The sequence below is a fragment of the Sphingomonas sanxanigenens DSM 19645 = NX02 genome (assembly GCF_000512205.2).
Classification (GTDB): domain Bacteria; phylum Pseudomonadota; class Alphaproteobacteria; order Sphingomonadales; family Sphingomonadaceae; genus Sphingomonas_D; species Sphingomonas_D sanxanigenens.
The window spans coordinates 238502-263348 of record NZ_CP006644.1 but is presented as its reverse complement, the minus strand read 5'-3'; the positions used below and the strand labels follow the sequence as shown (position 1 = coordinate 263348).

Here is a 24847-nt window from a genome sequence, read left to right as displayed (position 1 = left end):
TCGATGGCGGAGGGTCTTTCGCGGCGCGGTACGCTCGTTGCCGGGGCGGGTCTGGCGATCGGCGCGGCGCTGCCGCGCGGTGCGCGGGCCGGCGCCGCCGGCTCCGACCATCCCAACCGCCTCTGGTATCGCGCGCCCGCCGACGAATGGGTGCAGGCGCTGCCGATCGGCAATGGCCGGCTGGGGGCGATGATCTTCGGCGGCATCGCCAACGAGCGCATCCAGCTCAACGAGGACAGTTTCTTCGCCGGCTCCCCCTATGACGGCACCAACCCCAAGGCGGGCGAGGGCCTGCCGCGGGTGCGCGCGCTGGTCTGGGCCGGGCGCTTCGCCGAGGCGCAGGCGCTGGCGGACGAGGTGCTGGTGGCGCGCCCCCCGCGGCAGATGTCCTACCAGCCGATCGGCGACCTGATGATGCTCTTCCAGGGCATCGAGAACAGCCAGAGCTATGAACGGTCGCTCGACCTCGACGGCGCGATCGCGACGACGCGGTTCAAGGTGCGCACCGTCACCCATCTGCGCGAGGTGATCGCCTCGCCGGTCGATCAGGTGATCGCGGTCCGCCTCTCCACCGACGCGCCCGCTGGCAGCGTCGGCGTCACAGTGTCGCTGACCACGCCGCAGGATGGCGAGGTCGCGGTGGAGGGAGACGACACGCTGGTGATGCGCGGCATCGGCCCGGCGCAGCACGGCATTCCCGGCGGCATCCGCTTCGAGACGCGGGTAAAGGTGCGCCGCACCGGCGGCCGCCAGACGGTCGGCCGCGACGCGATCCGCATCGAGGATGCGGACGAGGTGGTGCTGCTGGTCGCCACCGCCACCAGCTATCGCCGCTTCGACGATATCGCCGGCGACCCGACCGCGATCACGACGCGGCAGATCGCGGCGGCTTCGGGGAAGAGCTGGGACGCGCTGCTCGGCGCGCACCAGGCCGAGCATCGCCGGCTGTTCCGCCGCCTCGAAGTCGAACTCGCCCGCACCCCCGCCGCGGCGCTGCCGACCGACGAGCGCATCGCCCGCTCGGGCGAACTCGACGATCCCGGCCTTGCCGCGCTCTACCTGCAATATGGCCGCTATCTGCTGATCAGTTCCTCGCGGCCCGGCACCCAGCCCGCCAACCTGCAGGGCATCTGGAACGAGCGCACCGCGCCGCCCTGGGAGTCCAAATGGACGCTCAACATCAACGCCGAGATGAACTACTGGCCGGCCGATCCCGCCAATCTCGGCGAACTGGTCGAGCCGCTGCTGCGGCTGACGAAGGATCTCAGCATCACCGGCCAGCGCACGGCGAAGAACGACTGGGGTGCGCGCGGCTGGGTGGCCTATCACAACACCGACGGCTTCCGGCAGGCGACGGTCAATTCGCAGGCGCTCTACGGCATGTGGCCGATGGGCGGCGCCTGGCTGCTCAACACGCTGTGGGACCATTGGGATTACAGCCGCGACCGCGCCTTCCTCGACCAGCTCTATCCGCTGATGGTGGGTTCGTGCCGCTTCTACGTCGACGCGCTCACACCGCATCCGAAGACCGGCGAACTGGTGATGAACCCGTCCAACTCGCCCGAGAATTCGCACCACCCCGGCGTCTCGATCTGCGCGGGGCCGGCGATGGACAGCCAGTTGCTGCGCGACCTGTTCGCGCGGACGATCGCGCTGTCGGAGCTGCTCGGCCGCGACGCGGGCTTGCGCGCGGAGATCGCGGCGGCGGCGGCGAAGCTGCCGAAGGACCGGATCGGCACTGCCAGTCACCTCCAGGAATGGTTCGACGACTGGGACATGCAGGCGCCCGAGATCAACCACCGCCATGTCAGCCACCTCTACGCGCTCTACCCGAGCGACCAGATCAGCCTGCAGCGCACGCCCGAACTGGCGGCGGCGGCGCGCCGTTCGCTGGAGATCCGCGGCGACGAGGCGACCGGCTGGGGGATCGGCTGGCGGATCAACCTGTGGGCGCGGCTCGAACAGCGCGAACGCGCGCACAAGGTGCTCAGGATGCTGCTGCAGCCCAGCCGCACCTATCCCAACATGTTCGACGCCCACCCCCCCTTCCAGATCGACGGCAATCTCGGCGGCGCCGCGGGCATCATCCAGATGCTGATGCAGAGCCATTCGGGCATGGTCCACCTGCTGCCGGCGCTGCCCAGGGCATGGCCCGGCGGCCGCATCGCCGGCATCCGCGCGCGCGGCAATCTGGGGGTGGACCTCGCCTGGTCGGGCGGCGTGCTGGAAGAGGCGCTGATCACCGCCGACAGCGCCGGCCCGGTGCGCGTGCGCTATGGCCAGGCGCAAGCCGCGATCGACCTGCGCAAGGGCGAGCGCGTGGCCGTGCGGGGGACCGCGAAGGGGATCGAATTGCGGCGGCTGCGGGCGGGATGATTGTCTAGCCCCTCCCCTTCAGGGGAGGGGTTGGGGTGGGGGAGTGTCCCCCGCTCCCCACATGACGGACAGGCCCCACCCCCGGCCCCTCCCCTGAAGGGGAGGGGGGTTACCCGAACCTCAGTGATTATCCCGCGGCAGGCCCATCGTCTGGGCGATCCGCTGATACTTCTCGGCGCCCTCCAGGATCGCGCCGGTGCCCATCTGGCCGACCACCGCGCGCTGGATTTCCTGCCACGGGGTCTGCGACGCGGGATAGGCATAGCCGCCCGCCGCTTCCAGGTCCGCACGGCGCGCCGCCAGTTCCTCGTCGGAGAGCAGCACGTTGGCGGTGCCCTTGCGCAGGTCGATGCGGACGCGGTCGCCGGTGCGCAGCAGCGCGAGCGTGCCGTTCACCGCCGCTTCGGGGCTGGCGTTGAGGATCGAGGGGCTGCCGCTGGTGCCCGACTGGCGGCCGTCGCCGATGCAGGGCAGCGAGTGGATGCCGTCGACGATCAGGTGCGCCGGCGGACGCATGTTGACCACCTCGGCCGCGCCCGGATAGCCGACCGGGCCGGCACCGCGCATGATCAGCAGCGTTTCCGGGGTGATGCCGGTCGCACGGTCGTCGATGCGGTGGTGATAATCCTCGGGGCCGTCGAACACCACGACCGGTCCCTCGAAGGCGTCGGGATCGTCGGGGTTGGAGAGGTAGCGGTTGCGGAACTCCTCGGAGATCACGCTGGTCTTCATGATCGCGCTCTCGAACAGATTGCCGGAGAGGACGACGAAGCCGGCGGCGTCCATCAGCGGCTGCGCGAACGGACGGATGACCTTCTCGTCCTCGATTTCGACGCCGCGGCAATTCTCGCCGATCGTCTTGCCGTTGACGGTGATCGCACCCTCCGCGATCAGCCCCTGCCCGATGAGCTGGCTGACGACCGCGGGCACGCCGCCGGCGCGGTAATAATCCTCGCCCAGATATTCGCCCGCCGGCTGCAGGTTGACGAGCAGCGGCACGTCGAGCCCACGCTCCTGCCAGGTCTTGATCGGCACGTCGACGCCGACATGGCGGGCGAGCGCGGTCAGGTGGATCGGCGCGTTGGTCGAGCCGCCGATCGCCGAGTTGACGACGATCGCGTTGTGGAACGCATCCGCGGTCAGGATGTCGGACGGCTTCAGATCTTCCCACACCATGTCGACGATGCGCTTGCCGGTGAGGTAGGAGACCTCCTGGCGGTCACGATAGGGCGCCGGGATCGCGGCCGAACCGGGCAGCGACATGCCGAGCGCCTCGGTGAGGCTGTTCATCGTCGTCGCGGTGCCCATCGTGTTGCAATAGCCGGTCGACGGCGCCGAGCTGGCGACGAGGCGGATGAATTCGGCATCGTCGATCTCGCCGGCGGCGAGCATCTGGCGCGCCTTCCACACGATCGTGCCCGAACCGGTGCGCTCGCCCTTGTGCCAGCCGTTGAGCATCGGGCCGACCGACAGCGCGATCGCCGGGATGTTGACGGTGGCGGCCGCCATCAGCGCGGCGGGGGTGGTCTTGTCGCAGCCGATCGTCAGCACGACGCCGTCGAGCGGATAGCCGTAGAGCACCTCGACGAGGCCGAGATAGGCGAGGTTGCGGTCGAGCCCCGCGGTCGGGCGCTTGCCGGTTTCCTGGATCGGGTGGACCGGGAATTCGATGACGATGCCGCCGGCCTCGCGAACGCCCTCGCGCACGCGCTCCGCCAGCACGAGGTGATGGCGGTTGCAGGGGCTGAGATCGCTGCCGGTCTGGGCGATGCCGATGATCGGCTTGCCGGAGCGCAGCTCGTCGAGGCTGAGGCCGAAGTTCAGATAGCGCTCGAGATAGAGCGCGGTCATGTCGATGTTCGCCGGGTTGTCGAACCATGCGCGGCTGCGGAGCTGGGAAGGGGTAGTCTGGCTGGTCATCTTGGGAAGGCTCCGCATTGACGGGTTGTCGATCCGGATATACTCAGACAATTAGAATTTCAACGGCCTTGCGAGGGGATGATGGCGCTCACGCCGACGACTGCGACGACGACCTCCGGCGGCGCGCCCGCAGCCGGAAAAAGCTATGGCTCTGCGCTCGTGCTGCTGGCGAGCCTGTTCTTCATGTGGGGCTTCATCACCGTCATCAACAACACGCTGCTGCCCCACCTGCGCAGCGTGTTCGACCTCAATTACACGCAGACCACGCTGATCGAATCGGTGTGGTTCATCGCCTATTTCGTCGCCTCGATCCCCTCGGCCAAGCTGATCGAGCGCGTGGGCTACCAGAAGTCGCTCGTGATCGGCCTGCTGATCATGGCGGCCGGCGCGCTCGGCATGACGCTTGCGGCGAGCATCCCTTCCTATGGCGTCACATTGGTGATGCTGTTCGTGATCGCCAGCGGCATCACCTTGCTGCAGGTCGCCGCCAACCCCTATGTCGCGGTGATCGGACCGGCCGAGACCTCCTCCTCGCGCCTCAACCTCGTGCAGGCGATGAACTCGGCGGGCACGATGCTCGCGCCGCTGTTCGGCGCCTATCTGATCCTCGGCCGCTCCAAGGGCGGCACGGCGGAAGCCGGCGCGGTGCTGACGCAGGCCGAGCGCCTGGCCGATGCGCAGTCGGTGGTGCTGCCCTATGTGCTCGTCGCGATCGTGCTGGTGGTGCTCGCGGTGGTGATCGCGCGCTTTCCGCTGCCGGCGATGGGATCGGCGACCAGCCGCATCGCCAAGGAAGAGCGCCACAAGCATTCGCTGTGGAAGCACCGCAACCTCGTGTTCGGCATCCCGGCGATCTTCATCTACCTGATCGCCGAGATCGGCGTCGCCAACCTCTTCGTGAACTTCGTCAGCCAGCCCGACATCGCCAACCTGACGCATGAGCAGGCCGGTCGCTACCTCACCTTCCTGTGGGGCGGCATGATGGTCGGCCGCTTCGTCGGCTCCGCGCTGATGCAGCGCATCGACGCCGGAATCGTGCTGGCCGCCTTCTCGATCGGCGCGTTCGTGGTGATGGTGGTGACGGTGTTCACCACGGGCCCGGTGGCGATGTGGGCGCTGATCCTCGTCGGCCTGTTCCACTCGATCATGTTCCCGACCATCTTCACGCTGGGCATCAAGGGCCTCGGCCCGCTCACCGAGGAAGGCTCGGGCCTGCTGATCATGGCGATCGCCGGCGGCGCGCTGGTGGTTGTGCAGGGCTGGCTGGCCGACGCCTATGGCCTGCAGACCAGCTTCTGGCTGACCGCGGTGTGCGAACTCTATGTGCTGTTCTACGCGCTGTGGGGCAGCAAGGTGACCAACGACCTCAGCGGCATCAAGCTCGAGGACGACCCGTTCAAATAAGCGCCTGGGTTTTTCCTCCCCGAGCTTTGCTCGGGGAGGGGGACCGCGCGCGCCAGCGCGTGGTGGAGAGGCCGGCTCGGAGTCCGCCGCCCCCATATCCTTCGATCGGATAAGTCCGGCACCTGCCCCTCCCCCCTTTGCTGCGCAAATGGTCCCCTCCCCCCGCGCTGCGCGCCGGCGAGGACATAAGGTTCACTCCAGCACCCTCAAATCCACCGCGTCCGCCATCGCCCTGAACCCGGCCGGATTGGGATGCAGCCCATCCCCGGTATCGAACGCCGGATTGAGATGATCCGGCCGCGCCGGATCCCGCATCACCCGGTCGAAATCGATCACCGAGTCGAAATTGCCCGGCGTCCGGATCCAGGCGTTGACCGCCTGCCGGTCCGCCTCGGTCGCGGCATCCGGGTGGTAATAGTCGTTGCCCCGGAACGGCAGCAACGTCGCGCCATGCACCTTGATGCCCCGCGCGCGGGCGCGCGCCACGATCTGCGCGTAGGCGCCGGTCAGGTGCGCCACCAGCGCGCGGTGCTGCTCGGCGGTCGCGGGCGCCTCGCGCGCCAGGGTGCCGATGTCGTTGATGCCCTCCAGCAGCACGAGGTGGCGGACGCCCGGCAGCGCCAGCACGTCGCGATCGAGCCGCGCCAGCGCGTTCGGCCCCAGCCCGTCGAGCAGCACGCGGTTGCCGCCGATGCCCTGGTTGATCACCGCCGCCCTGCCGCCCAGCCGTCGCGCCAGCAGGTCGGTCCAGCGGTCGTTGCCGTTGGTGGTCGAGCCGCGGCCGTCGGTGATCGAGTCGCCGAGCGCGACGACCGCGCCCTTTGCCGAGCAGGTCTCCACCTCGATCCCCGAGAGCAGGAACCAGTGGTCGGTCGGCGTCGCGCCGGCGAGATCCCCTGCCCGCGCCTGGTCGCCCTTGGCGACGTAGGAGGTCGCGCGCGAACCGGGGTGCGCGGTCTGGACCTCGGGCTGGCCGCGCACATGCACCGTCACCGCCAGATCGTCGAACGCCGCGACCGGCAGCGTCACCGGATCGCTCAGCCAGTCGCCGCCCGGCGGGATCACCACCCCGGCCGCGCCGGCGAACGCCAGCGCGCGCAGCGTCGCCACGTCGATGCGCGCCGATCGATTGTCCGCCGATCGCGCCAGCGTCGCCGCGCCGATGCGCAGCGGCGCGCGCCCGAACGCGTTCGAGAGGCGCACGCGCACCCGCGCGCCGGCGATCGAGGGGCGCACGATCTGGCGCAGCGTCGCGTCGGCCAGCGCGCCGTCGGGCAGGCTGTTGGCGGCATCCGGTGCCATCTGCGAAGAGCCCCAGGCCGGCAGCCACGGGCAGGTGCCGGCGGCCGCCGGCGCGGCGGCGAAGAGCAGCGGGGTCAGGCATGAGGCGAGTGCGACACGCATCTCATTCTCCAAAAAAAATGCGGGCCGGCCCATAGAGACCGACCCGCAGGATGTTCGCAACAGGGGGCTGCGAGGATCAGACGCTGGCGTGGCGGTTCACGGAAGGCAGACCATCCTCACGGGAGGGATCCGTGGTGGTGTCGAGGATCGTCTTGCCGGACGCCGCCGGCGCCGTGCCGGGGTTTTCGAAGATGCGCGCTGATCGGACGGGAGGGGGCGTCGTCGCCGCTGCGTTGAACGCGACCGCCCCGGCGGGGCTCCGCGCACGGCATGACGGGTCATGGGCCTTCATCTTTCCTCCTCCGCAAACACGCCCGCTTCGATCGTCGGGCACGCTTTTTGTTAGCGCTATCACGTGACCATAGATGTCAGACCACGGATCGTCAAGGACTGACCATCCGGCATGACATGCCGATCGACGATTCCGTGGCGCGCGGGCGGCACCGTCACGCTGCGCTGGGACGTGCACGAGAGGGGGTCGATCGGGGGTATAAGGGGGTGATCGGGGGGCGAAAAGGGGGCGGCCCGATCTGCGAATTTGGCGGGCGATTCGGCGCCCGCCCCTTCCGCCCTGTGCTGCGCAAACGGCCCCGCGCCGGCGCTGTGCGCCGGCGCGGGGCTCGGCTCACAGCGCTTCCACGGCCGCCCGCGCGCCCGACCGTTCGATCGTGTCGAGGCGCACGGCGATCGCCGCCTTGGCTTCGTCGTCGAGCGCGACGCCGAGCACATCGAGCAGCGCCGCGACCCGCTCCGCCGGCGTCGCCGCGGCGGCATGGGCGGCCCCCAGCGATGCGGCGAGCGGATCATCGACCGCGAAGCTTTCGCCCGCGTCGGTCACCCCGGCCTGCCAGCGCATCCACGCCGCGACCGCCAGCGCCAGCGCGGCGACGGGCAGCCCCTTCGCGCGGCGTTCGGCGATGCCCGCAAGCAGCCGCTGCGGCAGCTTCTGCGAGCCATCCATCGCGATCTGGCGGGTGCGATGCTGCAGCGAGGGGTTGGCGAAACGCGCCATCAGCTCGGCGCGATAGGCCGGGATATCCAGCCCCGCCGGCGGATCGAGCGTCACCTGCGCCTCATCCCACAGCGCCTCGACGAAGCGGCGGCCCGCCGGACGGCTGACGAACTCATGGACGAAGGCATCGCCCGCAAGCCCGCCGAGATAGGCGATGCCGGAGTGCGCGCCGTTGAGCAGGCGCAGCTTGGCGTCTTCCCACGGTGCGACCCGATCGGTGAGTTGCACGCCGAACGCCGCCAGATTGGGGCGCTCGCCGGCAAACCTGTCCTCGACCACCCACTGGGTGAAGGGCTCGGTCTTCACCATCGCGCGATCCTCGACGCCGAGCCGCTCGGCGAGCGCCGCGATGTCGGCGTCGGTGGTCGCCGGCACGATCCGGTCGATCATCGTCGCCGGGAAGGCGCACGCGGCGGCGATCCAGGCGACCAGCGATTCGTCATGCGCCGCCGCCATCGCGAGCACCGCATCGCGCAGCAGCGCGCCGTTGTGCGGCAGATTGTCGCACGAGATCACGGTCAGCGGCGCCAGCCCGGCGGCACGGCGCGCGGCGAGGCCGGCGACGATGAAGCCGGGCGCGGTGCGCGGCGCCGCCAGCGAGGCCATGTCGTGCGCGACATCGGCATCCTCGGCGAGCAGCCCGCCCGTCGCCCGATCGAGCTTGTAGCCCTTCTCGGTGATGGTGAGCGTCACGAGATGCGTGTCGGGCGACGCGATCGCGGCGACCACCGCGGCGGGGTCCTCCGGCGCCACCAGCACGGTCTGAACCGCGCCGATGAGCTGCGCCTGCTCGGCGCTGCCATTGCGGACGAGCATCGTATAGAGCCCGTGCTGCGGCACCATCTGGTCGCGCACGCCGGCGGAGCGCAGCGAGACGCCGACGATACCCCAGCGGAGATCGCCCGAATTCAGCGCGGCTTCGAGATAGGCGGCCTGGTGGGCGCGGTGGAACGCGCCGATGCCCAGGTGGACGACCCCCGGCCTGACCGCGGCGCGGTCATAGGCGGGGCGGACGACATCGGCGGGAAGCCGGTCGAGCGTTTCGGTCGAGAGCCTCACAGCTTGTACGCCGCCTTGACGAGGTCATAGGCCAGGGCACGGGCGACGTCATGCGCCTCGTCTTCCGGCAGGCGATGCTCGGCGACGAGCTGCGCGAGCCACACGCAGTCCATGCGGCGGGCGACGTCGTGCCGCGCCGGGATCGACAGGAAGGCGCGGGTATCGTCGTTGAAGCCGACGGTGTTGTAGAAGCCGCCGGTCTCGGTCGCGCGCTCGCGGAAGCGGCGCATGCCCTCCGGGCTGTCGTGGAACCACCAGGGCGGGCCGAGCCGCAGCGACGGATAATGGCCGGCGAGCGGCGCCAGTTCGCGCGAATAGACATCCTCGTCGAGCGTGAAGAGGATCAGGGTGAGCCGCGGATCGTTGCCATAGCGGTCGAGCAAGGGCTTGAGCGCACGGACGAATTCGCCGGCAGTCGGGATGTCGCCGCCCTTGTCGCGGCCGAAGCGCGCGAGCACCACTTCGTTGTGGTTGCGATGCACCGCCGGATGAAGCTGCATCACCATGCCGTCCTCGACGCTCATTCCCGCCATTTCGGTGAGGATCTGCGCGCGGAACAGCTCCGCTTCCGCTGCCGTCGGCGCGTCGAGCACACGGGCATAGAGCGCGGCGGCTTCGTCCGGCGACAGGTCGGCGGTCAGCGAGGAGGGGTGGCCGTGGTCGGTCGACGTCGCGCCGGCTTCGCGGAAGCGCGCGCGGTGGAAACGGTGCGCGGCGAGATAGCCGGCATAGCTCGAAGCGTCCTCGCCCGCCGTTTCGCAGAAGCGGCGGACGTTCGCGGCGAAGGCCCTGGCTTCCGGATCGACCACCGGATCGGGCCGGTAAGCGGTTACCACGCGACCGGACCAGCCGCTCTCGCGAATGGCCTTGTGGTGCTCGAGCGGATCGAGCGGGCTCTCGGTCGTCGCGATCACCTCGATATTGTAGCGCTCGAACAGCGCCCGCGGGCGGAAGGCGTCGGTCTTCAGCGCGGCGTCGATCGTGTCGTAATAGAGATCGGCGGTCTCGGGCTCGAGGATCACGTCGAGCTTGAACACCTCTGCGAACACCCAGTCGAGCCACATCCGCGAGGGCGTGCCGCGGAACAGGTGGTAGTTCTCGGCGAAAATCTTCCAGATGCCCCGCGAATCGGTCGAGGTCGGGCTCCCGTCTACCGTTGGCACACCCAGCTTCTCGAGCGGAATGCCCTGGCTGTAGAGCATGCGGAACACATAATGGTCCGGCACGATCAGCAGGCTCGCCGGATCGCTGAACGGCTCGTTACCGGCAAACCAGGACGGGTCGGTATGACCGTGCGGGCTGACGATCGGCAGATCCTTCACCCGTTCGTAAAGCGAACGCGCGATGGCGCGAACGGTTGGATCGGCGGGAAACAGCCGATCGGGGTGGAGGGCAAGCGGTCGGGTCATGCCGGTTTACTCATCTGGACATCCGCATAGCGCGGATTGAGGCGGTGGATCACGACGAGCGCGAAGAGATACGCGACGCCGCAGGCGATGAAGAAGGGCTCATAGCTGCCAACGGTGTCAAGAAGAACACCCAAAGATTTGGACGCGATGAATCCTCCCGCCGCACCGGCGAAACCGCCGAGTCCGATGAGGGTGCCCTGCGCGTAGCGGGGAAAACTATCCCCCGGCAGCGCGAACAGGTTGGTCGAGAAGCCCTGATGCGCAGCGCAGGCAAGGCCGATCAGCAGCACGGCGATCCAGATGTTGCCCGCCTGCGCCGCGAACATCACCGGGAGCGCGAACAGCGCGCAGGCGAACATCGCGCGCTTGCGCGCCCTGCCCGTCGCGACGCCGCGCGTCATCAGGTGCGAGGAATACCAGCCGCCGACGATCGCACCGGCGTCCGCCAACAGGTAGATGGCGACGAGCGGCGGGCCGAAGCTCTTGAGATCATAGCCATATTGCTTGTTGAAGAAGTCCGGCAGCCAGAACAGGAAGGTCCACCACACCGGATCGATCAGGAAGCGGCCGGACATATAGGCCCATGTCTGCCGGTGACGCAGCACCTGGCCGAAGGTGGCGCGGCCGACATCCTCGGCGGGCTCCGCCGTCACATAGGCGTGCTCCTCCGCCGACAAGGCAGGATGGTCTGCGGGCTTGCGATAGAAGCGCCACCATGCCGCCAGCCAGACGAGGTTGAGCAGGCCGGTGATGATGAACGCCCAGCGCCAGTCGAGCAGCATCCCGGCGACGATGAAGGACACGAGCAGGGGCGTGACGATCGCGCCGACATTGGCGCCGGCGTTGAAGATGCCGATCGCCAGCGCGCGTTCCTTCTTGGGGAACCATTGCGAGACGGCGGCGAGCGCCGATGGATATGTCCCCGCCTCGCCCAGCGCCAGCGGGATGCGGGCGATGACGAAGCCGGTGGTGCTCGTGACGAGGATCTGCGCGAAATGGCCGAGCGTCCAGCTTCCCATCGCCAGCAAATAGCCGAGCCGCGGGCCGATACGGTCGATCAGCCAGCCGAAGGCGAGGAAGCCGATGCCGTAGAAGACCTGGAAATAGCCGGTGACGTCGCCATAACCGGTGTTGGTCCAGCCATAGAGCGTTTCGAGCTGGGGCTTGAGCACCCCCAGCACCAACCGGTCGATGTAGGACAGCACGACTGCCAGGAACAGCAGCCCGCAGATCAGCCAGCGTATGCGTCCCGCCGGGCGCGGCACCGCGGCCACGGCGGTTGCGGGGGCAGCGGCTGCGGCGTCGGTGGCGTCGCTCATCGGATCACCAGCTGTGCATCGTGCCGTCTTCCAGCCGGTTCACCGGCAGGAAGGCGCGCTTATAGTCGTAACCGGCGGCCAGTTCCTCATCGATGTCGACACCCAGGCCGGGCGCATCGCCCGGATGCATCATGCCGTCCGCAAAGCTGTAGGCGTGCGGGAACACCGCGTCGGTCTCGGGGGTGTGGCGCATATATTCCTGCACGCCGAAATTGGGCACGGAAAGGTCGAAGTGGAGCGCGGCGGCCATGCACACCGGCGACAGGTCGGTCGCGCCATGGCAGCCGGTGCGGATCTGGTAGAGGTCGGCCAGCGCCGCGATCCGGCGCAGATGGGTGATGCCGCCGGCATGGACCACGGTCGCGCGGACATAGTCGATCAGCTGGTTCTGGATCAGGTCCTTGACGTCCCAGATCGAATTGAAGATCTCGCCCACCGCCAGCGGTGCGGTGGTGTGCTGGCGGATCAGGCGGAACGCCTCCTGGTTCTCGGCCGGGGTCGCATCCTCCAGCCAGAACGGGCGGTACGGCTCCAGATCCTTGCCCAGCCGGCCCGCCTCGATCGGGGTCAGGCGATGGTGGATGTCGTGCAGCAGGTGCACGTCCCACCCCAGCGCCCCGCGCGCCGCCTCGAACAGCTCGGGCACGATGCGGAGATATTTGGACGTGCTCCAGACATTCTCGGTCGGCAGGTCGGCATCCGCCGGCTCGTAGAAATAGCGATCCTTGCTGACGCCATAGGTGCTCGGCATGCCCGGCACGCCGCACTGGACGCGGATCGCCTTGTAGCCCTGCCGCTGATAGTCGAGCGCGGCCTCGATCGTGTCCTCGATCGTCGTGCCGTTGGCATGGCCATAGACCATCACCCCCTCGCGGCTCGCACCGCCCAGCAGCTGATAGACCGGCAGCCCGGCCAGCTTCCCCTTGATATCCCACAGCGCCATGTCGACCGCGGCGATCGCGGTCATCGTCACCGGGCCGCGGCGCCAGTACGCGCCCTTGTAGAGATACTGCCAGATATCCTCGATGCGGTGCGCGTCGCGGCCGATCAGGCAGGGGATGACATGGTCGGTCAGGTAGCTCGCGACCGAAAGCTCGCGGCCGTTCAAGGTCGCGTCGCCGACGCCGGTGGTGCCGTCGTCGCACTCGATCTTCAGGGTCACGAAGTTCCTGCCCGGGCAGGTGACGATCACGCGGGCATTGACGATCTTCGGCATAAGGGTCCTCAGACGATTTCGAGAGTGGCGGTCTGGACGTCGCGGCTGTTCGCCCCGACCATGATGTCGAACAGGCCCGGCTCGACCACCTCGCGCTGGCCGGCATCCCAGAACCGGAAAGCCGCGGGCCCGAGCTGGAAGCGGAGCGTGCGGCGCTCGCCGGGCTTCAGGGTCACGCGCTCGAAGCCCTTGAGCTCCATCACCGGCCGCGCGACCGACGAGACCTGATCGCGCACATAGAGCTGGACCACCTCGTCCCCGGCCCTTTCGCCCACATTGGCGACGTCCACCTCGACGGTGACGGTGCCCGCGATAGCGATGCGCGGCGCGGAAAGCCGGGGCGCGCCGACCTCGAACCGCGTGTAGCTCAGCCCGAAGCCGAACGGGAACAGGGGCGCCTTGTCCGCGAACAGATAGCCGCGCCGTGCCGACGGCTTGTGGTTGTAGAAATAGGGGATCTGGCCGACGTCGCGGATGACGGTGACGGGCAGCTTGGCGCCCGGATTGACATCTCCGAACAGCGCCTCGGCGATCGCGGTTCCGCCCTCCTGCCCGGCATACCAGCATTCGAGCAGCGCATTGGCGCCTGCGACGACGCTCGGCCATGACGGCGGGCGGCCGTTGAGCGCCACGACCACCACCGGCTTTCCGGTCGCCTTCATCGCCGCGAACAACGCGTTCTGTTCGCCGAGCAGGTCCAGATCGGTGCGGTCGCCGAGATGGTTCCTGGCATAGCCCTCGCGGCTGGTCTGCTCGGTGTCGCCGATCGCCAGCAGGACGATATCGGCGGTCCTCGCCACTGCGACCGCCTCCGCAATCAACGCGCGGTTCTTCGCGGGGTCGGCGAGCAGCACGTCGTTCGCCGAACGATCCTCGCTCCGGGTGATGAACACCCCCTGCGCATGAACGACCTCGGCCTTTCCCGCGAGCCGTGCCTTCACGCCCTCCAGCAACGACACCGGCCCGGTGGGCAGCGACGAATATCCGCCCAATCGTGCGACCGCCGCATTGGGCCCGATCACCGCCACGCGTTTGTGCGCGCCGGCCGTCAGGGGCAATGTGCCGTCGTTGACCAGCAGCGCGATCGAACGCCGCGCAGCCTCCAGCGCCAGTGCCTTCGCCTCGGCATTGGCCGTCAGGCGCCTGGCCGCGGCAGGGTCGATGGGGTCCGCCTCGAACAGCCCGGCGCGGAACTTCATCGTCAGCATCCGCCGGCACGCCGCATCGACGGCGTCCGAAGGAACCTTGCCCGCGCGCACCTGATCGGCAAGCGTGCGATAGGCGACCCCGTCCGGCAGGTCGCAATCGACGCCCGCAATCAACGCCTGCCCCGCCGCATCGCCCATGTCGGCGGCGACATGGTGGAAGGTCGCAAGTTCCGGGACCGCCGCATAGTCGCTGACGATCGCACCGTCGAACCCCCATTCGCCGCGCAGCACCTGGGTCAGCAGCCAGCGGTTGCCGTGCGACGGCACCCCGTCGATTTCATTATAGGAGGGCATCACCGCGGCGATGCCGGTCCGCTCGACGACCGCGCGGAAGGGTGGAAAGAAGCTCTCGCGCAGTTCGCGCCGCCCGATCGGCGCCGGCGCGACATTGTTGCCCGACAGCGGCTGGCCGTGCCCGGTCATATGCTTGAGCGTCGCGAACACCTTGCCGGGCTGGAGGATGTTGCTGTTGCCCTGCAGCCCTTCGACCGCGGCCACGCCCATCTCGCCGCAGAGATAGGGATCCTCGCCGAATGTCTCCTCGATGCGGCCCCAGCGCGGATCGCGGGCGATGTCGACCACCGGCGACAGCGCCAGCGCGGTGCCGTGCGCGCGCGCCTCGCGCGCGATCACCGCGCTCACGCGGCGCATCAGATCGGGATCGAAGCTGCCCGCGAGCGCGATCGCCTGCGGGAAGCTGGTCGCCTCCGGCGCCATATAGCCGTGCAGGGTTTCCTCGTGGAACAGGATCGGGATGCCGAGCCGGCTGCGCTCGCGCGCCCATTTTTGCGCCGCGTTGACGAAAGCGATCGTATCCGCCGGCGCGCGCCAGCGGCCGGTGACCTCGGTGCCGGTGTCGTTGGCGGTTGCAGCGCCGCCGCGATCGGATGGCCGTGCGATCTGGCCGATGCCGTGGGGATAGGCGGTGTCCGCCTTCGCCGGATCGAACGCGCTCGCCCCATCCATCACATCGCGCTTGGTGGTCGACAAGGTGACGAGTTGGGCCACTTTCTCGTCCAGCGTCATCCGCGCCATCAGATCCCGCACGCGCAGGTCGATCGGCGCGCGCGCATCCTTGTAGAGCGGCGCATCCCCGCGCGTGGCGGCCGGCAGGAAGGCCAGCAGCGAGGCGCCGGCGGCCAAGCGGAACAGGTCGCGCCGCGTGTTCATTGCGTCACCGTGAGCGTTGCAGCCTCGAGGGCCATCGAGTTGGCGCCGGTCATGATCTCGAACTCCCCGGGTTCCACCACGCGTTCCATCCGGTCGTTCCACATGCGCAGATGCTCCGGGCCGATGGTCAGCGTCACCGTGCGCGTCTCGCCCGGTGCCAAGGTCACGCGCTTGAAGCCCTTCAGCTCCTTCAATGGGCGGGTGACCGACGATTGCTTGTCGCGAACATAGAGCTGCACCGTTTCGTCGCCAGCGCGGTTCCCCGTGTTGGCGACATCGACCGAAACGGTGACGCTGCCGCCGGGGCGGATACTGGAAGCCGACAGGCGCGGCGACGACAACGCGAAGCTGGTATAGCTCAGCCCCCAGCCGAAGGGAAACAAGGGCTCCGTGCTGTCGAACAGATAACCCCGACCCGAAGAAGGCTTGCGATCGTAGGTCAGCGGCAGTTGGCCGACGTTGCGGGGCACGGTGACCGGCAGTTTTCCGCCCGGGTTGACGGTGCCGAACAGCACGTCCGCCATCGCGCTGCCGCCCTGCTCGCCCGGATACCAGCCCTCGACGAGCGCATCGGCCTGCTCGGCGATCTTCACCGTCGAGGCGGGGCGGCCGTTGATCAGCACCACCGCGATCGGCTTGCCCAGCGCCTTCAGCGCATCGAACAGCTCCTGCTGCTGGCCGACCAGATCGAGGCTGGTGCGGTCGCCCAGATGCGTGCTGGCCCACCCCTCGCGGCTGGTCTGTTCGGTGTCGCCGAGCGCGAGGACGATCCTGTCGGCACCGCGCGCGACCTCCACCGCCTGAGCGATAAGCCGGCGGTTCTGCGCGGGATCGGCGAGCGTCACCTCGTCCGCCCACCAATCGTCATTCTCGGTGATCTTCACGCCCTCGGCGAACAGCAGGCGGGTGCGCCCGCCGAGCTTCGTGCGCAGCCCTTCCAGGATCGACACCGTCTTCGGCGGCTGGCCATAATAGCCGCCGAGCCGCGCGACGCCGGCGTTGGGGCCGATCACCGCGATCGTGCCGCCTTCGGCCAGCGGCAGCATGCCGTTGTTCTTTAGCAGGATGATCGAGCGTTCGGCCGCCTTGCGCGCCAGCGCGCGCGCCGCCGGGGTGTTGGTGTCGGCCACCGCCTTCGCCGCATCCGCATAGGGCCGCTCGAACAGCCCGGCGCGGAACTTGAGCTCCAGCATCCGGCGCACCGCGCGATCGACCGCGGCCTCGCTCACCCGTCCATCGCGCACCGCCTTTTCCAGCGTGGCGTAGGACAGGCCCTCGGGCAGATCGCTGTCGACGCCGGCATCGAGCGCGCGAACCGCCGCCTCGTCGAGCGACGCGGCGATGTGGTGGAGGCTCTGGAGCTGGTCGATCGCGGCATAGTCGCTCATCACCGCGCCGCGGAACCCCCATTCGCCGCGCAGCACATCCTGCAGCAGCCATGGGTTGGCATGGCTGGGGACGCCGTCGATCTCGTTGTAGGAGGCCATCACCGCCTCGATCCCGGTGCGGGTGACGACCTGCTCGAAGGGCGGGAAGAAGCGCTCGCGCAATTCGCGTTCGGAGAGCGGCGCCGGGCCGATATTGGTGCCGCTTTCGGGCTGGCCATGGCCGGTCAGATGCTTGAGCGTGGCGAACACCCTGCCCTTTTGCAGCACCCGCGCGCGGCCGGGCCCCTGCAGCCCCTCGACCGCGGCGACCCCCATCTCGCCGACCAGATAGGGATCCTCGCCGAACGTCTCCTCGATGCGGCCCCAGCGCGGATCGCGCGCGACATCGACCACCGGGGAAAGGACGAGGCTGACGCCGCGGGCCGAGACCTCCCGGGCGATGACCTCGTTGACCTGCCGGATCAGATCCGGATCCCAGGTGGACGCCAGCGCGATCGCCTGCGGGAAGCTGGTGGCGCCGAGCGCGGCATAGCCGTGCAGCCCCTCCTCATGGAACAGGATCGGAATGCCCAGGCGCGTCTCGGTGACCGCCCAGCGCTGCAGCGCGTTGACCAGCGCCACCGTCTGGCGCGGATCGCGGCCGGGCACCAGCCGCGGCGACCCCGACCCTTTCGCATCGGACGGGCGGGCGAACTGGCCGAGGCCGTTGGGAAAGCGCGCGCGCAGCTTCGCAGGATCGAGCTGCAGCCGGTCGTCCAGAATCCCGACCTTGCCGTCCCAGATGCACAGGATCTGCGCGATCTTTTCCGGCAGGGTCATCCGCGCGAGCAGATCGTCGACGCGCTGCTCCACCGGCAGACCGGCGTCGCGGTAAGGCGCGAGAGCGGAGGATTTGACCGCCTGGGCGCCCACCGGCGACGCGACCGCCGATATCGCAGGCAGCGCAGCGGCAAGCGCCAGGGTTGCGACGATGCGGTTCAAAACACCCCTCCTGCCTTCGATCCCGCGCTTGCATACGCTCTTGATAGCGGTAACATGCGCGAGACCGGACGCGGTTGTCAACCGCGCCAAAAGAATGATGGAGAGGAACGGTATGACCAGGCGGCATCATCTGCGAACCTTGGCGACGATGCTCGCCGGCATGGCGACGCTGACACCCGGAACCGCCGCGCGCGCCGAGGACGGCTACCGTCTGTGGATGCGCTACGACGCGCCCGCTGGTGCACAGATAGATGTGCGCGGCGGATCGCCGACCCTGGCGGTCGCCGCAGCGGAACTGCGGCATGGTCTGACCGGCGATGCAGGCCCCGTGGTGATCGCCGCCGCCACCGACGCCGCGGTGGCGGCGCTCAGGCTGCCCACCGCCGAACTGGGCCCCGAAGGCTATCTCGTCCGCCGCGTGACCCTCGCCGGCCGGCCGGTCGTGCTGGTCACCGGCAACACCGATGTCGGCGTGCTCTACGGCGCCTTCGCGCTGCTCCGCCATCTCGGTACCGGCGGCACCGCCGCCGATGTCGCGCTGCGCTCAGCGCCGAAGATCAAGCTGCGCGTGCTCAACCATTGGGACAATCTCGATGGCGTGGTGGAGCGCGGCTATGCCGGCCAATCGCTGTGGGACTGGTGGACGCTGCCCGACTTCAAGGATCCGCGCTACGCAGACTATGCCCGCGCCAATGCGTCGCTGGGAATCAACGGCACCGTCCTCAACAACGTCAACGCCAAGGCGGAGAGCCTGACAGCGCCCTATGTCGCCAAGGCGGCCGCGCTCGCGGACGTCTTCCGCCCCTATGGCATCCGGGTCTATCTGTCGGCGCGCTTCTCCGCACCGATCGAACTGGGCGGGCTGAAAACCGCCGATCCGCGCGATCCCGACGTCGCGGCGTGGTGGAAGGCCAAGGCCGACGAGATCTATCGCACGATCCCCGATTTCGGTGGTTTCCTGGTGAAGGCCAACAGCGAGGGGCAGCCAGGCCCCCGCGACTATGGCGCGACGCATGCCGAAGGCGCCAACATGCTCGCCGCCGCCGTCGCGCCGCATGGCGGCATCGTGATGTGGCGCGCCTTCGTCTATGCCGACACCGATCCCGACGATCGCGCGAAGCAGGCCTATACCGAATTCAAGCCGCTGGACGGCACGTTCGCCGACAATGTGCTGGTGCAGGTGAAGAATGGCGCGATCGATTTCCAGCCGCGCGAGCCCTTCCATCCGCTGTTCGGGGCGATGCCGAAGACGCCGCTGATGATGGAATTCCAGATCACCAAGGAATATCTCGGCTTCGCCACCCACCTCGCCTATCTCGGCCCGCTGTTCGAGGAGACGTTGGCTGCCGACACCCGGGTCCGCGGCAAGGGATCGACCGTGGCCAAGGTGGTCGAGGGCGCGCTCGAGGGCCACACGCTGACCGGCATCGCCGGCGTCGCCAATATCGGGCGCGACCGGGACTGGTCGGGATCGAGCTTCAACCAGGCCAATTGGTACGCGTTCGGCCGCCTCGCCTGGGATCCGGCGCTGTCTGCCGAGGCCATCGCCCGCGAATGGGCGCAGCAGACCTTCGGCACCGACCCGCGCGTCGTGGAGCCCGCGGTCGGCATGATGATGGCGTCGCGCGAGGCGGTGGTCGATTATACCGGCCCGCTCGGCCTCGCCCATCTGATGGGCACCGGCCATCATTACGGCCCGGCCCCCTGGGTCTCGGACCTCAAGCGCCCGGAGTGGAACCCGGTCTATTATCACCGCGCCGACCGGCAGGGCATCGGCTTCGACCGGACGAAGACCGGCAGCAACGGCGTCGCGCAATATGCGCCCGCGGTGGCGACGCTGTTCGCCGATCCGAAGACGACGCCCGAGCGCGACCTGCTGTGGTTCCACCACCTGTCATGGGACTGGAAGACGCAGTCGGGCCGCTCGCTGTGGGAGGAACTGGTCCACCGCTACGACCGCGGCGTCGCCACCGTCGCCGACATGCGCCGGCAATGGGATGGCCTCAAGCCCTTGGTCGACGCCGAACGCTGGCAGAAGACCGCGACCTATCTGGCCGTGCAGGAACGCGAGGCACGCTGGTGGCGCGACGCGAGCCTCGCCTACTGGATGTCGGTCAACGGCCGCGCGCTGCCGGCGGGCGTGGCGGCACCGGCGCATGACCTGGAATGGTACAAGGCGCAGCGCTTTCCCTATCCACCGGGCAATCCGCAATAACGCCATAAGCCGACGACGTTCCTCCGCGGCGCGCGGCGCCGGGGAGGAACGTCGGCGCTCAACAGTTCTTCCCTGCGGCCCACTCGATCGCATTGCCGATCAGCCGCCGATGCGCCGGCTCGGCATAAGCCGAACCATGGTGCCCGAGCGCCGAGAAGACGGAACGCCCCTTGGCGACGCAGCGTGTCCATACCATCGGGTGGACGCGCCCCATCACCAGCCGCTCGGGCAGTTTGTAGGTCGATTCGTCGACCGTCGCGAGGATGCGGGTGCCGTTGCCCTGCGGCAGCTTGTCGAACGAATACCATTCCTCGACCCGCTCCCACCGCCGCGGCACGCCGCGCATCACCGGATGGTCGGGTTCGACCACGTCGATGCGCGCCTCCTGGAATTGCTCCGGTTGGGCGGTGTGGCCGATGAAGCGCGCATCGAGCAACGAGTCACCGAACCAGGGCCATTCGTGGCTGCCGTCTCCGGCACCGTGGAGCAATACCACGCCGCCGCCGCGTTCGACCCAATCGCGAAACGCCGCGCGTTGCGGTTCGGTGAAGAGATTGCCGCTCGCCGAATTCAGTACGATCACGGAAAAGCGCGTCAGATCGCTGGGGTTCATCACCGCGGCATTTTCGGTGACGAACGCGTCCCGACCGACTTCCTTCGCGATCTGTTCGATCGCGACATTGGCCGCAACGATCTGTTCTTCGTTCCTGAACCCGTTGGTCTTCGAAAGCACCAGCACCGCACCCCGCCGCAGCTGCGGGATCGCCGGCGGCGTGCTGTCCATCACCGGCGTCGGCCAGGATTTGGGATCTCGGGGCGGTGGCGCCGGCTGTACCGCTGCTGCCAACGCCAGGATTATCGCTAACATCATCTCTCTCCTGATCTTGCCCACGGGCGTGCACTCGCCGTAACGAGTGTAGCGAAAGGATAAACATGAAAGAAAGCAGGGGATCCCGCCGCCAGCGCAATGCGCCCACGATCAGCGATGTGGCAGCACGCGCCGGCGTCTCGCCGATGACGGTCAGTCGCGTCATCAATGCCGAGGGCAATGTGCGCGAGGAGACCAAACGCCGGGTCGAGGAAGCGATCGCCGCGCTCAACTATGCGCCCAGCGTCGCCGCCCGCACCCTCGCCGGGGGCGAGGAGATCCGCATCGGCCTGCTCCATTCCAACCCGTCCTTCGCCTATCTCAGCGCCTTCCTGGTCGGCAGCCTGGATCAGGCGAGCCGCGCCAATGTCCAGCTCGTCGTCGAGAAGTGCGACGAGGATGGCAGCGAGGCCGCGGCGATCGAGCATCTGCTGCGCGGCCGCATCGACGGCATCGTGCTGCCGCCGCCGCTCAGCGACTCGCCGCCCGTGCTCGCCGCGCTCGAAGGCCGCGGCATTCCCGTGGTCGCGGTGGCGACCGGCCGCGCGCCGGATTGGGCGCTGTCGGTCAGCATCGACGACCGTCAGGCCGCCTATGACATGACCTGTCATCTCGCGCGGCTCGGCCACGTCCGCATCGGCTTCATCACCGGCAACCCCAACCAGACCGCCAGCGCAGAACGGCTGGACGGCTATCGCGCGGCGCTCGCGGACATGCAACTGCCCGATGCCCCCGAACTGGTCGTGGAAGGGCTGTTCACCTACCGATCGGGCCTCGACGCCGCCGACCAGCTTCTCGACGTGAAGCAGCCGCCCTCCGCGATCTTCGCCTCCAACGACGACATGGCCGCGGCGACGGTGGCGATCGCGCACCGCCGCGGGCTGGACGTGCCGAGCGACCTCACCGTCTGCGGCTTCGACGATACCGCGCTGGCGACCACGATCTGGCCCGAGCTGACGACGATCCGCCAGCCGGTCATCGAGATGTCGCGCACGGCGGTGGATCTGCTCGTGCGCGAGATTCGCATGCGCAAGGCGCCGGCAGGGCGCGTGAGCCATCCGCATGTGATCGCGGAGTATGAACTCATCCGCCGCCAATCGGATGCGGCACCGCGCCGTCGCCCGAACACGCAGCGCCGTTAGGATCGCGGGGCGCCCGGTTCCGTCTCACCTTCCCTGAGGCCAGCACCCGCGGCATGCCTCGCAGCGAGATCGGCCGCAGTGAAGGACGGGCCGATGATCGATCTCGCGCCCGATTCGGCGCGGGCCAGCGATGCCGCCGGTCAGTCCAGCCCCGCGTCCGTGCGGTGGCGATCCCGGTCATCCATCAATTGCCGGTGCGCGTCGCTTTCGGTTTCCCCACCGGCGCGCCACCCGGTCATGCTTCTGATCAGCGGCTTCCCGCACCAGCGGCATTTCGACCAATAGTCCCGGCCGTCATGCGCCGCGCGTCCGCGGTCCGCCCGGTGGCCGAAGGCGGCGCACATCAGGCCTGACATGATTTGCTCTCGGCCGCGATCGAGGATTGCAGGGCATGTTCGTAAAGTCGTGCGAAACCGCGGTGGCGCTCGGCATCCTCAGGCGTTCCGGCACGCTCCGCCGCCTCGAGGCTTTCGCTGACGCGGCGCCGCAGCATCGCCTGATCCTGCTCGAACCAGGCGCTGGAGCCGGGTGCCCTCAACGCGCTGCCGACAGGCCGTCGCCTTCCGGCTCATAATCGACGGCGTCGATCCGCACGCCATAAGCGCGGGCCATCGCGGCGTGCGACGCACGACTGCAGCAGTCGGATGCCGCGCCGGCGAGAGCCAGCGCCATGCGCTGGCGGTGATGCAGATAGCTGGGGTCGTCCACAGGGCGCTCCTGCTGGAGCGAGCGAGAGCATGTCGGATCTCTCAACCGGGCGCAGCTCGGATTTGGCCGCCGGTGGTCTCCACTAGCATGAAACCACGGAAACGCAGCACGCATATATGGTCCCGGCCACGGCGCGGCGGTCTGCCGGCCGGAGACCGCTGCGGCCGCGCCGATCGCGAGCCGCAGCGTCCCGTCACGCCGAATGGCGGCGGCTGTGCCTCACGGGGGCGGTGGGCCGAACGGTCACCGCCGCCCAGCCGGTCAGGACAGGTTCGCCTTGTCGAGCCCGTAGAGCTTGTCGGTCGAACCCGGCACGAACGAAAACGCGATCGAATGGCGATTCCAGGCATTGATGACCATGATCTGGAAGGTCAGGTCGACGAGTTCCTGCTCGGAAAATTCGGCGCGCGCCGCGGCGAAGGCGTCATCCGGCACCCCTTCGGCCGGCAGGTTCGTCAACAGCTCCGTCCACGCCAGCGCGGCGCGCTCGCGCGCGTCGAACAGCGGCGATTCGCGCCATGCAGGGAGATGATGGATGCGCAGCTCGCGCTCGCCGCCGATCCGGGCCTCCTTGATGTGCATGTCCAGGCAATAGGCGCAGCCGTTGATCTGCGAGGCACGGATCTCGGCGAGGTGGAGGATGGCGGGCTCGACGCTGCCATGCTTCACCGCCATCGAGACGTCGACCATCTTCTTGAAGATTTCCGGGCTCGTCTTCGAGGTGTCCAGGCGTTGTGTCATGATCGCTCTCTTTGAGTGCGGCCGCGGCCGCGGGGGGTCGATGCGCGGCGGGGCGGGCAGGCTGCGCCGTCCCGCCGCGGCGGCGTTTATTTGCGGATGAAGGCGAGCAGATCGGCGTTGATCGTGTCGGCGTGCGTCGTCAGCATGCCGTGCGGGAAGCCCTTGTAGACCTTGAGTTCGCCCTGCCGGAGCAGCTTGATCGAAAGCAGCGCGCTGTCGGCGATCGGCACGACCTGGTCGTCATCGCCATGCATCACCAGCGTCGGCACCGTGATCGCCTTGAGATCCTCGGTCTGGTCGGTTTCCGAGAAGGCCTCGATGCCCAGATAGTGCGCGTTGGCAGCACCCATCATGCCCTGGCGCCACCAATTGTAGATCATGCCCTGCACCGGCTGCGCACCCGGGCGGTTGAAACCGTAGAAGGGGCCGCTCGGCACATCGAGATAGAATTGCGAGCGGTTGGCGGCGAGCGCCTTGCGGAAACCATCGAACACCTCGACCGGGGTGCCGCCCGGATTGCTCGCGCTCTTCACCATGATCGGCGGGATCGCGCTCATCAGCACCGCCTTGGCGACGCGGCCATGACCATAGCGCGCCACATAGCGCGCCGCCTCGCCGCCGCCCGTCGAATGGCCGATATGGACGGCGTTCTTCAGGTCGAGATGGTCGGCGACCGCCGCGGCATCCTGTGCATAGGTATCGATGTCATGGCCGTTGGCGACCTGTTCGGACCGGCCGTGTCCGCGCCGGTCATGCGCGACGACGCGATAGCCCTTGTCGAGGAAGAACAGCATCTGCGTATCCCAGTCGTCCGCCGACAGCGGCCAGCCATGGTGGAAGCAGATCGGCTGGGCATCCCTGGGCCCCCAATCCTTGTAGAATATCTCCGTCCCGTCCTTCGTCTTGACCGTGGCCATCGTCATGTCTCCTGTCGTGCTGCGTTGGGCGTGCGCGGGGCCGGCGAACGGCCCCGCCGAAATCATGATCCCCGCGAGCGCCATGCCACCCAGCACGTCGCGGCGGTTCGTATCGAACGTCATCGGATTGAAGGTCCCGCTGGTGGCAGGCATGGGCGCTGATCCTTTCCCGAGCGGCACTGCGCCGCTCATGATGATCCCGGACGCCGGTGGGGCGAGCCTGATCGACGACCCCGAGGATAGCGTCCGCCGCCCCCGCGGACGATCCGATGGAGGGCAAGGTCGGACTATACGAACGGCTAGGTCCGACGCGCCGAACCGCCGGTATCGGGCGAAGCCGGCGCCGATCTCGGCCTCGTTTTCGCGGCCGTGCACAAGATGGTCGAGCGC

19 protein-coding genes are annotated in these 24847 nt (G+C 68.5%); 5 read left to right on the top strand and 14 right to left on the bottom strand.

The genetic code is table 11. The annotated features are described in order from the left end of the window. Positions 1 to 3 precede the first annotated feature (3 nt). Positions 4 to 2376: a glycoside hydrolase family 95 protein gene (locus tag NX02_RS01225; protein WP_025290398.1), complete on the top strand. Its 2373-nt coding sequence runs from the start codon at positions 4 to 6 to the stop codon at positions 2374 to 2376. A gap of 120 nt (positions 2377 to 2496) precedes the next feature. On the opposite strand, the gene NX02_RS01220 is transcribed toward NX02_RS01225, so the two are convergent. Next, a complete protein-coding gene (locus NX02_RS01220; RefSeq protein WP_025290397.1) occupies positions 2497 to 4296 on the bottom strand; it encodes an IlvD/Edd family dehydratase in 1800 nt (599 codons plus the stop codon). A gap of 81 nt (positions 4297 to 4377) precedes the next feature. Between NX02_RS01220 and NX02_RS01215 the strand changes: the two genes are divergently transcribed. Continuing rightward, a complete protein-coding gene (locus tag NX02_RS01215) occupies positions 4378 to 5700 on the top strand; it encodes a sugar MFS transporter (RefSeq protein WP_025290396.1) in 1323 nt (440 codons plus the stop codon). Positions 5701 to 5892: 192 nt separating this feature from the next. On the opposite strand, the gene NX02_RS01210 is transcribed toward NX02_RS01215, so the two are convergent. From NX02_RS01210 to NX02_RS01175, 8 genes are all read right to left on the bottom strand, one after another. Continuing rightward, complete coding sequence (locus tag NX02_RS01210; RefSeq protein WP_025290395.1) at positions 5893 to 7104, bottom strand: SGNH/GDSL hydrolase family protein; 1212 nt, start codon at positions 7102 to 7104, stop codon at positions 5893 to 5895. A gap of 76 nt (positions 7105 to 7180) precedes the next feature. Continuing rightward, entirely contained in the window at positions 7181 to 7396 is a 216-nt protein-coding gene (locus tag NX02_RS01205; protein ID WP_025290394.1) for a hypothetical protein, read from the bottom strand. Positions 7397 to 7729: 333 nt separating this feature from the next. Then, positions 7730 to 9175, bottom strand: a complete 1446-nt coding sequence (locus NX02_RS01200; RefSeq protein ID WP_025290393.1) for a mannitol dehydrogenase family protein — start codon at positions 9173 to 9175, stop codon at positions 7730 to 7732. Then, on the bottom strand, positions 9172 to 10584 hold the full coding sequence (gene uxaC / locus NX02_RS01195; protein ID WP_025290392.1) for a glucuronate isomerase: 1413 nt from the start codon (positions 10582 to 10584) through the stop codon (positions 9172 to 9174). The genes NX02_RS01200 and uxaC overlap by 4 nt, the downstream gene beginning before the upstream one ends. Then, entirely contained in the window at positions 10581 to 11903 is a 1323-nt protein-coding gene (locus NX02_RS01190) for an MFS transporter (protein ID WP_047099714.1), read from the bottom strand. Before NX02_RS01190 ends, uxaC begins: the two co-directional genes overlap by 4 nt. A 4-nt stretch (positions 11904 to 11907) precedes the next feature. Beyond that, the gene (manD, locus tag NX02_RS01185) at positions 11908 to 13119 is read right to left on the bottom strand and encodes a D-mannonate dehydratase ManD (RefSeq protein WP_025290390.1); all 1212 of its coding nucleotides are present in this window, start codon (positions 13117 to 13119) and stop codon (positions 11908 to 11910) included. Positions 13120 to 13127: 8 nt separating this feature from the next. Beyond that, positions 13128 to 15497, bottom strand: coding sequence for a glycoside hydrolase family 3 N-terminal domain-containing protein (locus NX02_RS01180; protein WP_025290389.1), 2370 nt, complete (start codon positions 15495 to 15497; stop codon positions 13128 to 13130). Beyond that, positions 15494 to 17818 carry a glycoside hydrolase family 3 N-terminal domain-containing protein gene (locus NX02_RS01175; RefSeq protein WP_245648912.1) on the bottom strand — a complete coding sequence of 775 codons (2325 nt, stop codon included), beginning with the start codon at positions 17816 to 17818 and terminating at the stop codon, positions 15494 to 15496. The genes NX02_RS01180 and NX02_RS01175 overlap by 4 nt, the downstream gene beginning before the upstream one ends. Before the next feature lie 160 nt (positions 17819 to 17978). Here NX02_RS01175 and NX02_RS01170 point away from each other — a divergent pair, with 160 nt between their 5' ends. Next, positions 17979 to 20081 (top strand): alpha-glucuronidase family glycosyl hydrolase, encoded by a 2103-nt coding sequence (locus tag NX02_RS01170; protein WP_425424027.1) that lies wholly within the window; start codon positions 17979 to 17981, stop codon positions 20079 to 20081. A gap of 58 nt (positions 20082 to 20139) precedes the next feature. Here NX02_RS01170 and NX02_RS01165 read toward each other — a convergent pair whose 3' ends face one another. Further along, positions 20140 to 20952, bottom strand: a complete 813-nt coding sequence (locus NX02_RS01165; protein WP_084717576.1) for a ThuA domain-containing protein — start codon at positions 20950 to 20952, stop codon at positions 20140 to 20142. A gap of 62 nt (positions 20953 to 21014) precedes the next feature. Here NX02_RS01165 and NX02_RS01160 point away from each other — a divergent pair, with 62 nt between their 5' ends. After that, a complete protein-coding gene (locus NX02_RS01160; protein ID WP_025290385.1) occupies positions 21015 to 22091 on the top strand; it encodes a LacI family DNA-binding transcriptional regulator in 1077 nt (358 codons plus the stop codon). A gap of 93 nt (positions 22092 to 22184) precedes the next feature. After that, positions 22185 to 22376: a hypothetical protein gene (locus NX02_RS32010; RefSeq protein WP_158013855.1), complete on the top strand. Its 192-nt coding sequence runs from the start codon at positions 22185 to 22187 to the stop codon at positions 22374 to 22376. Between the two features lie 58 nt (positions 22377 to 22434). On the opposite strand, the gene NX02_RS01150 is transcribed toward NX02_RS32010, so the two are convergent. The 4 genes from NX02_RS01150 to NX02_RS01140 form a co-directional block, all read right to left on the bottom strand. After that, on the bottom strand, positions 22435 to 22584 hold the full coding sequence (locus tag NX02_RS01150; RefSeq protein ID WP_162232648.1) for a hypothetical protein: 150 nt from the start codon (positions 22582 to 22584) through the stop codon (positions 22435 to 22437). Positions 22585 to 22625: 41 nt separating this feature from the next. After that, positions 22626 to 22799, bottom strand: a complete 174-nt coding sequence (locus tag NX02_RS32005) for a hypothetical protein (RefSeq protein WP_158013854.1) — start codon at positions 22797 to 22799, stop codon at positions 22626 to 22628. 261 nt (positions 22800 to 23060) lie between these two features. Beyond that, a complete protein-coding gene (locus NX02_RS01145; protein WP_025290382.1) occupies positions 23061 to 23540 on the bottom strand; it encodes a carboxymuconolactone decarboxylase family protein in 480 nt (159 codons plus the stop codon). Between the two features lie 86 nt (positions 23541 to 23626). Then, positions 23627 to 24457: an alpha/beta fold hydrolase gene (locus NX02_RS01140; RefSeq protein ID WP_211258324.1), complete on the bottom strand. Its 831-nt coding sequence runs from the start codon at positions 24455 to 24457 to the stop codon at positions 23627 to 23629. Positions 24458 to 24847: the final 390 nt, after the last annotated feature.

Coding starts and splice junctions, on each gene's coding strand:
- manD (WP_025290390.1), bottom strand. CDS start 13,119: ATGCCGAAGATCGTCAATGCCCGCGTGATCGTCACCTGCCCGGGCAGG.
- NX02_RS01190 (WP_047099714.1), bottom strand. CDS start 11,903: ATGAGCGACGCCACCGACGCCGCAGCCGCTGCCCCCGCAACCGCCGTG.
- NX02_RS01145 (WP_025290382.1), bottom strand. CDS start 23,540: ATGACACAACGCCTGGACACCTCGAAGACGAGCCCGGAAATCTTCAAG.
- NX02_RS01210 (WP_025290395.1), bottom strand. CDS start 7,104: ATGCGTGTCGCACTCGCCTCATGCCTGACCCCGCTGCTCTTCGCCGCC.
- NX02_RS01220 (WP_025290397.1), bottom strand. CDS start 4,296: ATGACCAGCCAGACTACCCCTTCCCAGCTCCGCAGCCGCGCATGGTTC.
- NX02_RS32010 (WP_158013855.1), top strand. CDS start 22,185: ATGATCGATCTCGCGCCCGATTCGGCGCGGGCCAGCGATGCCGCCGGT.
- NX02_RS01140 (WP_211258324.1), bottom strand. CDS start 24,457: ATGGCCACGGTCAAGACGAAGGACGGGACGGAGATATTCTACAAGGAT.
- uxaC (WP_025290392.1), bottom strand. CDS start 10,584: ATGACCCGACCGCTTGCCCTCCACCCCGATCGGCTGTTTCCCGCCGAT.
- NX02_RS01165 (WP_084717576.1), bottom strand. CDS start 20,952: ATGATGTTAGCGATAATCCTGGCGTTGGCAGCAGCGGTACAGCCGGCG.
- NX02_RS01150 (WP_162232648.1), bottom strand. CDS start 22,584: ATGCTGCGGCGCCGCGTCAGCGAAAGCCTCGAGGCGGCGGAGCGTGCC.
- NX02_RS01215 (WP_025290396.1), top strand. CDS start 4,378: ATGGCGCTCACGCCGACGACTGCGACGACGACCTCCGGCGGCGCGCCC.
- NX02_RS01205 (WP_025290394.1), bottom strand. CDS start 7,396: ATGAAGGCCCATGACCCGTCATGCCGTGCGCGGAGCCCCGCCGGGGCG.
- NX02_RS01225 (WP_025290398.1), top strand. CDS start 4: ATGGCGGAGGGTCTTTCGCGGCGCGGTACGCTCGTTGCCGGGGCGGGT.
- NX02_RS01170 (WP_425424027.1), top strand. CDS start 17,979: ATGACCAGGCGGCATCATCTGCGAACCTTGGCGACGATGCTCGCCGGC.
- NX02_RS01160 (WP_025290385.1), top strand. CDS start 21,015: ATGAAAGAAAGCAGGGGATCCCGCCGCCAGCGCAATGCGCCCACGATC.
- NX02_RS01180 (WP_025290389.1), bottom strand. CDS start 15,497: ATGAACACGCGGCGCGACCTGTTCCGCTTGGCCGCCGGCGCCTCGCTG.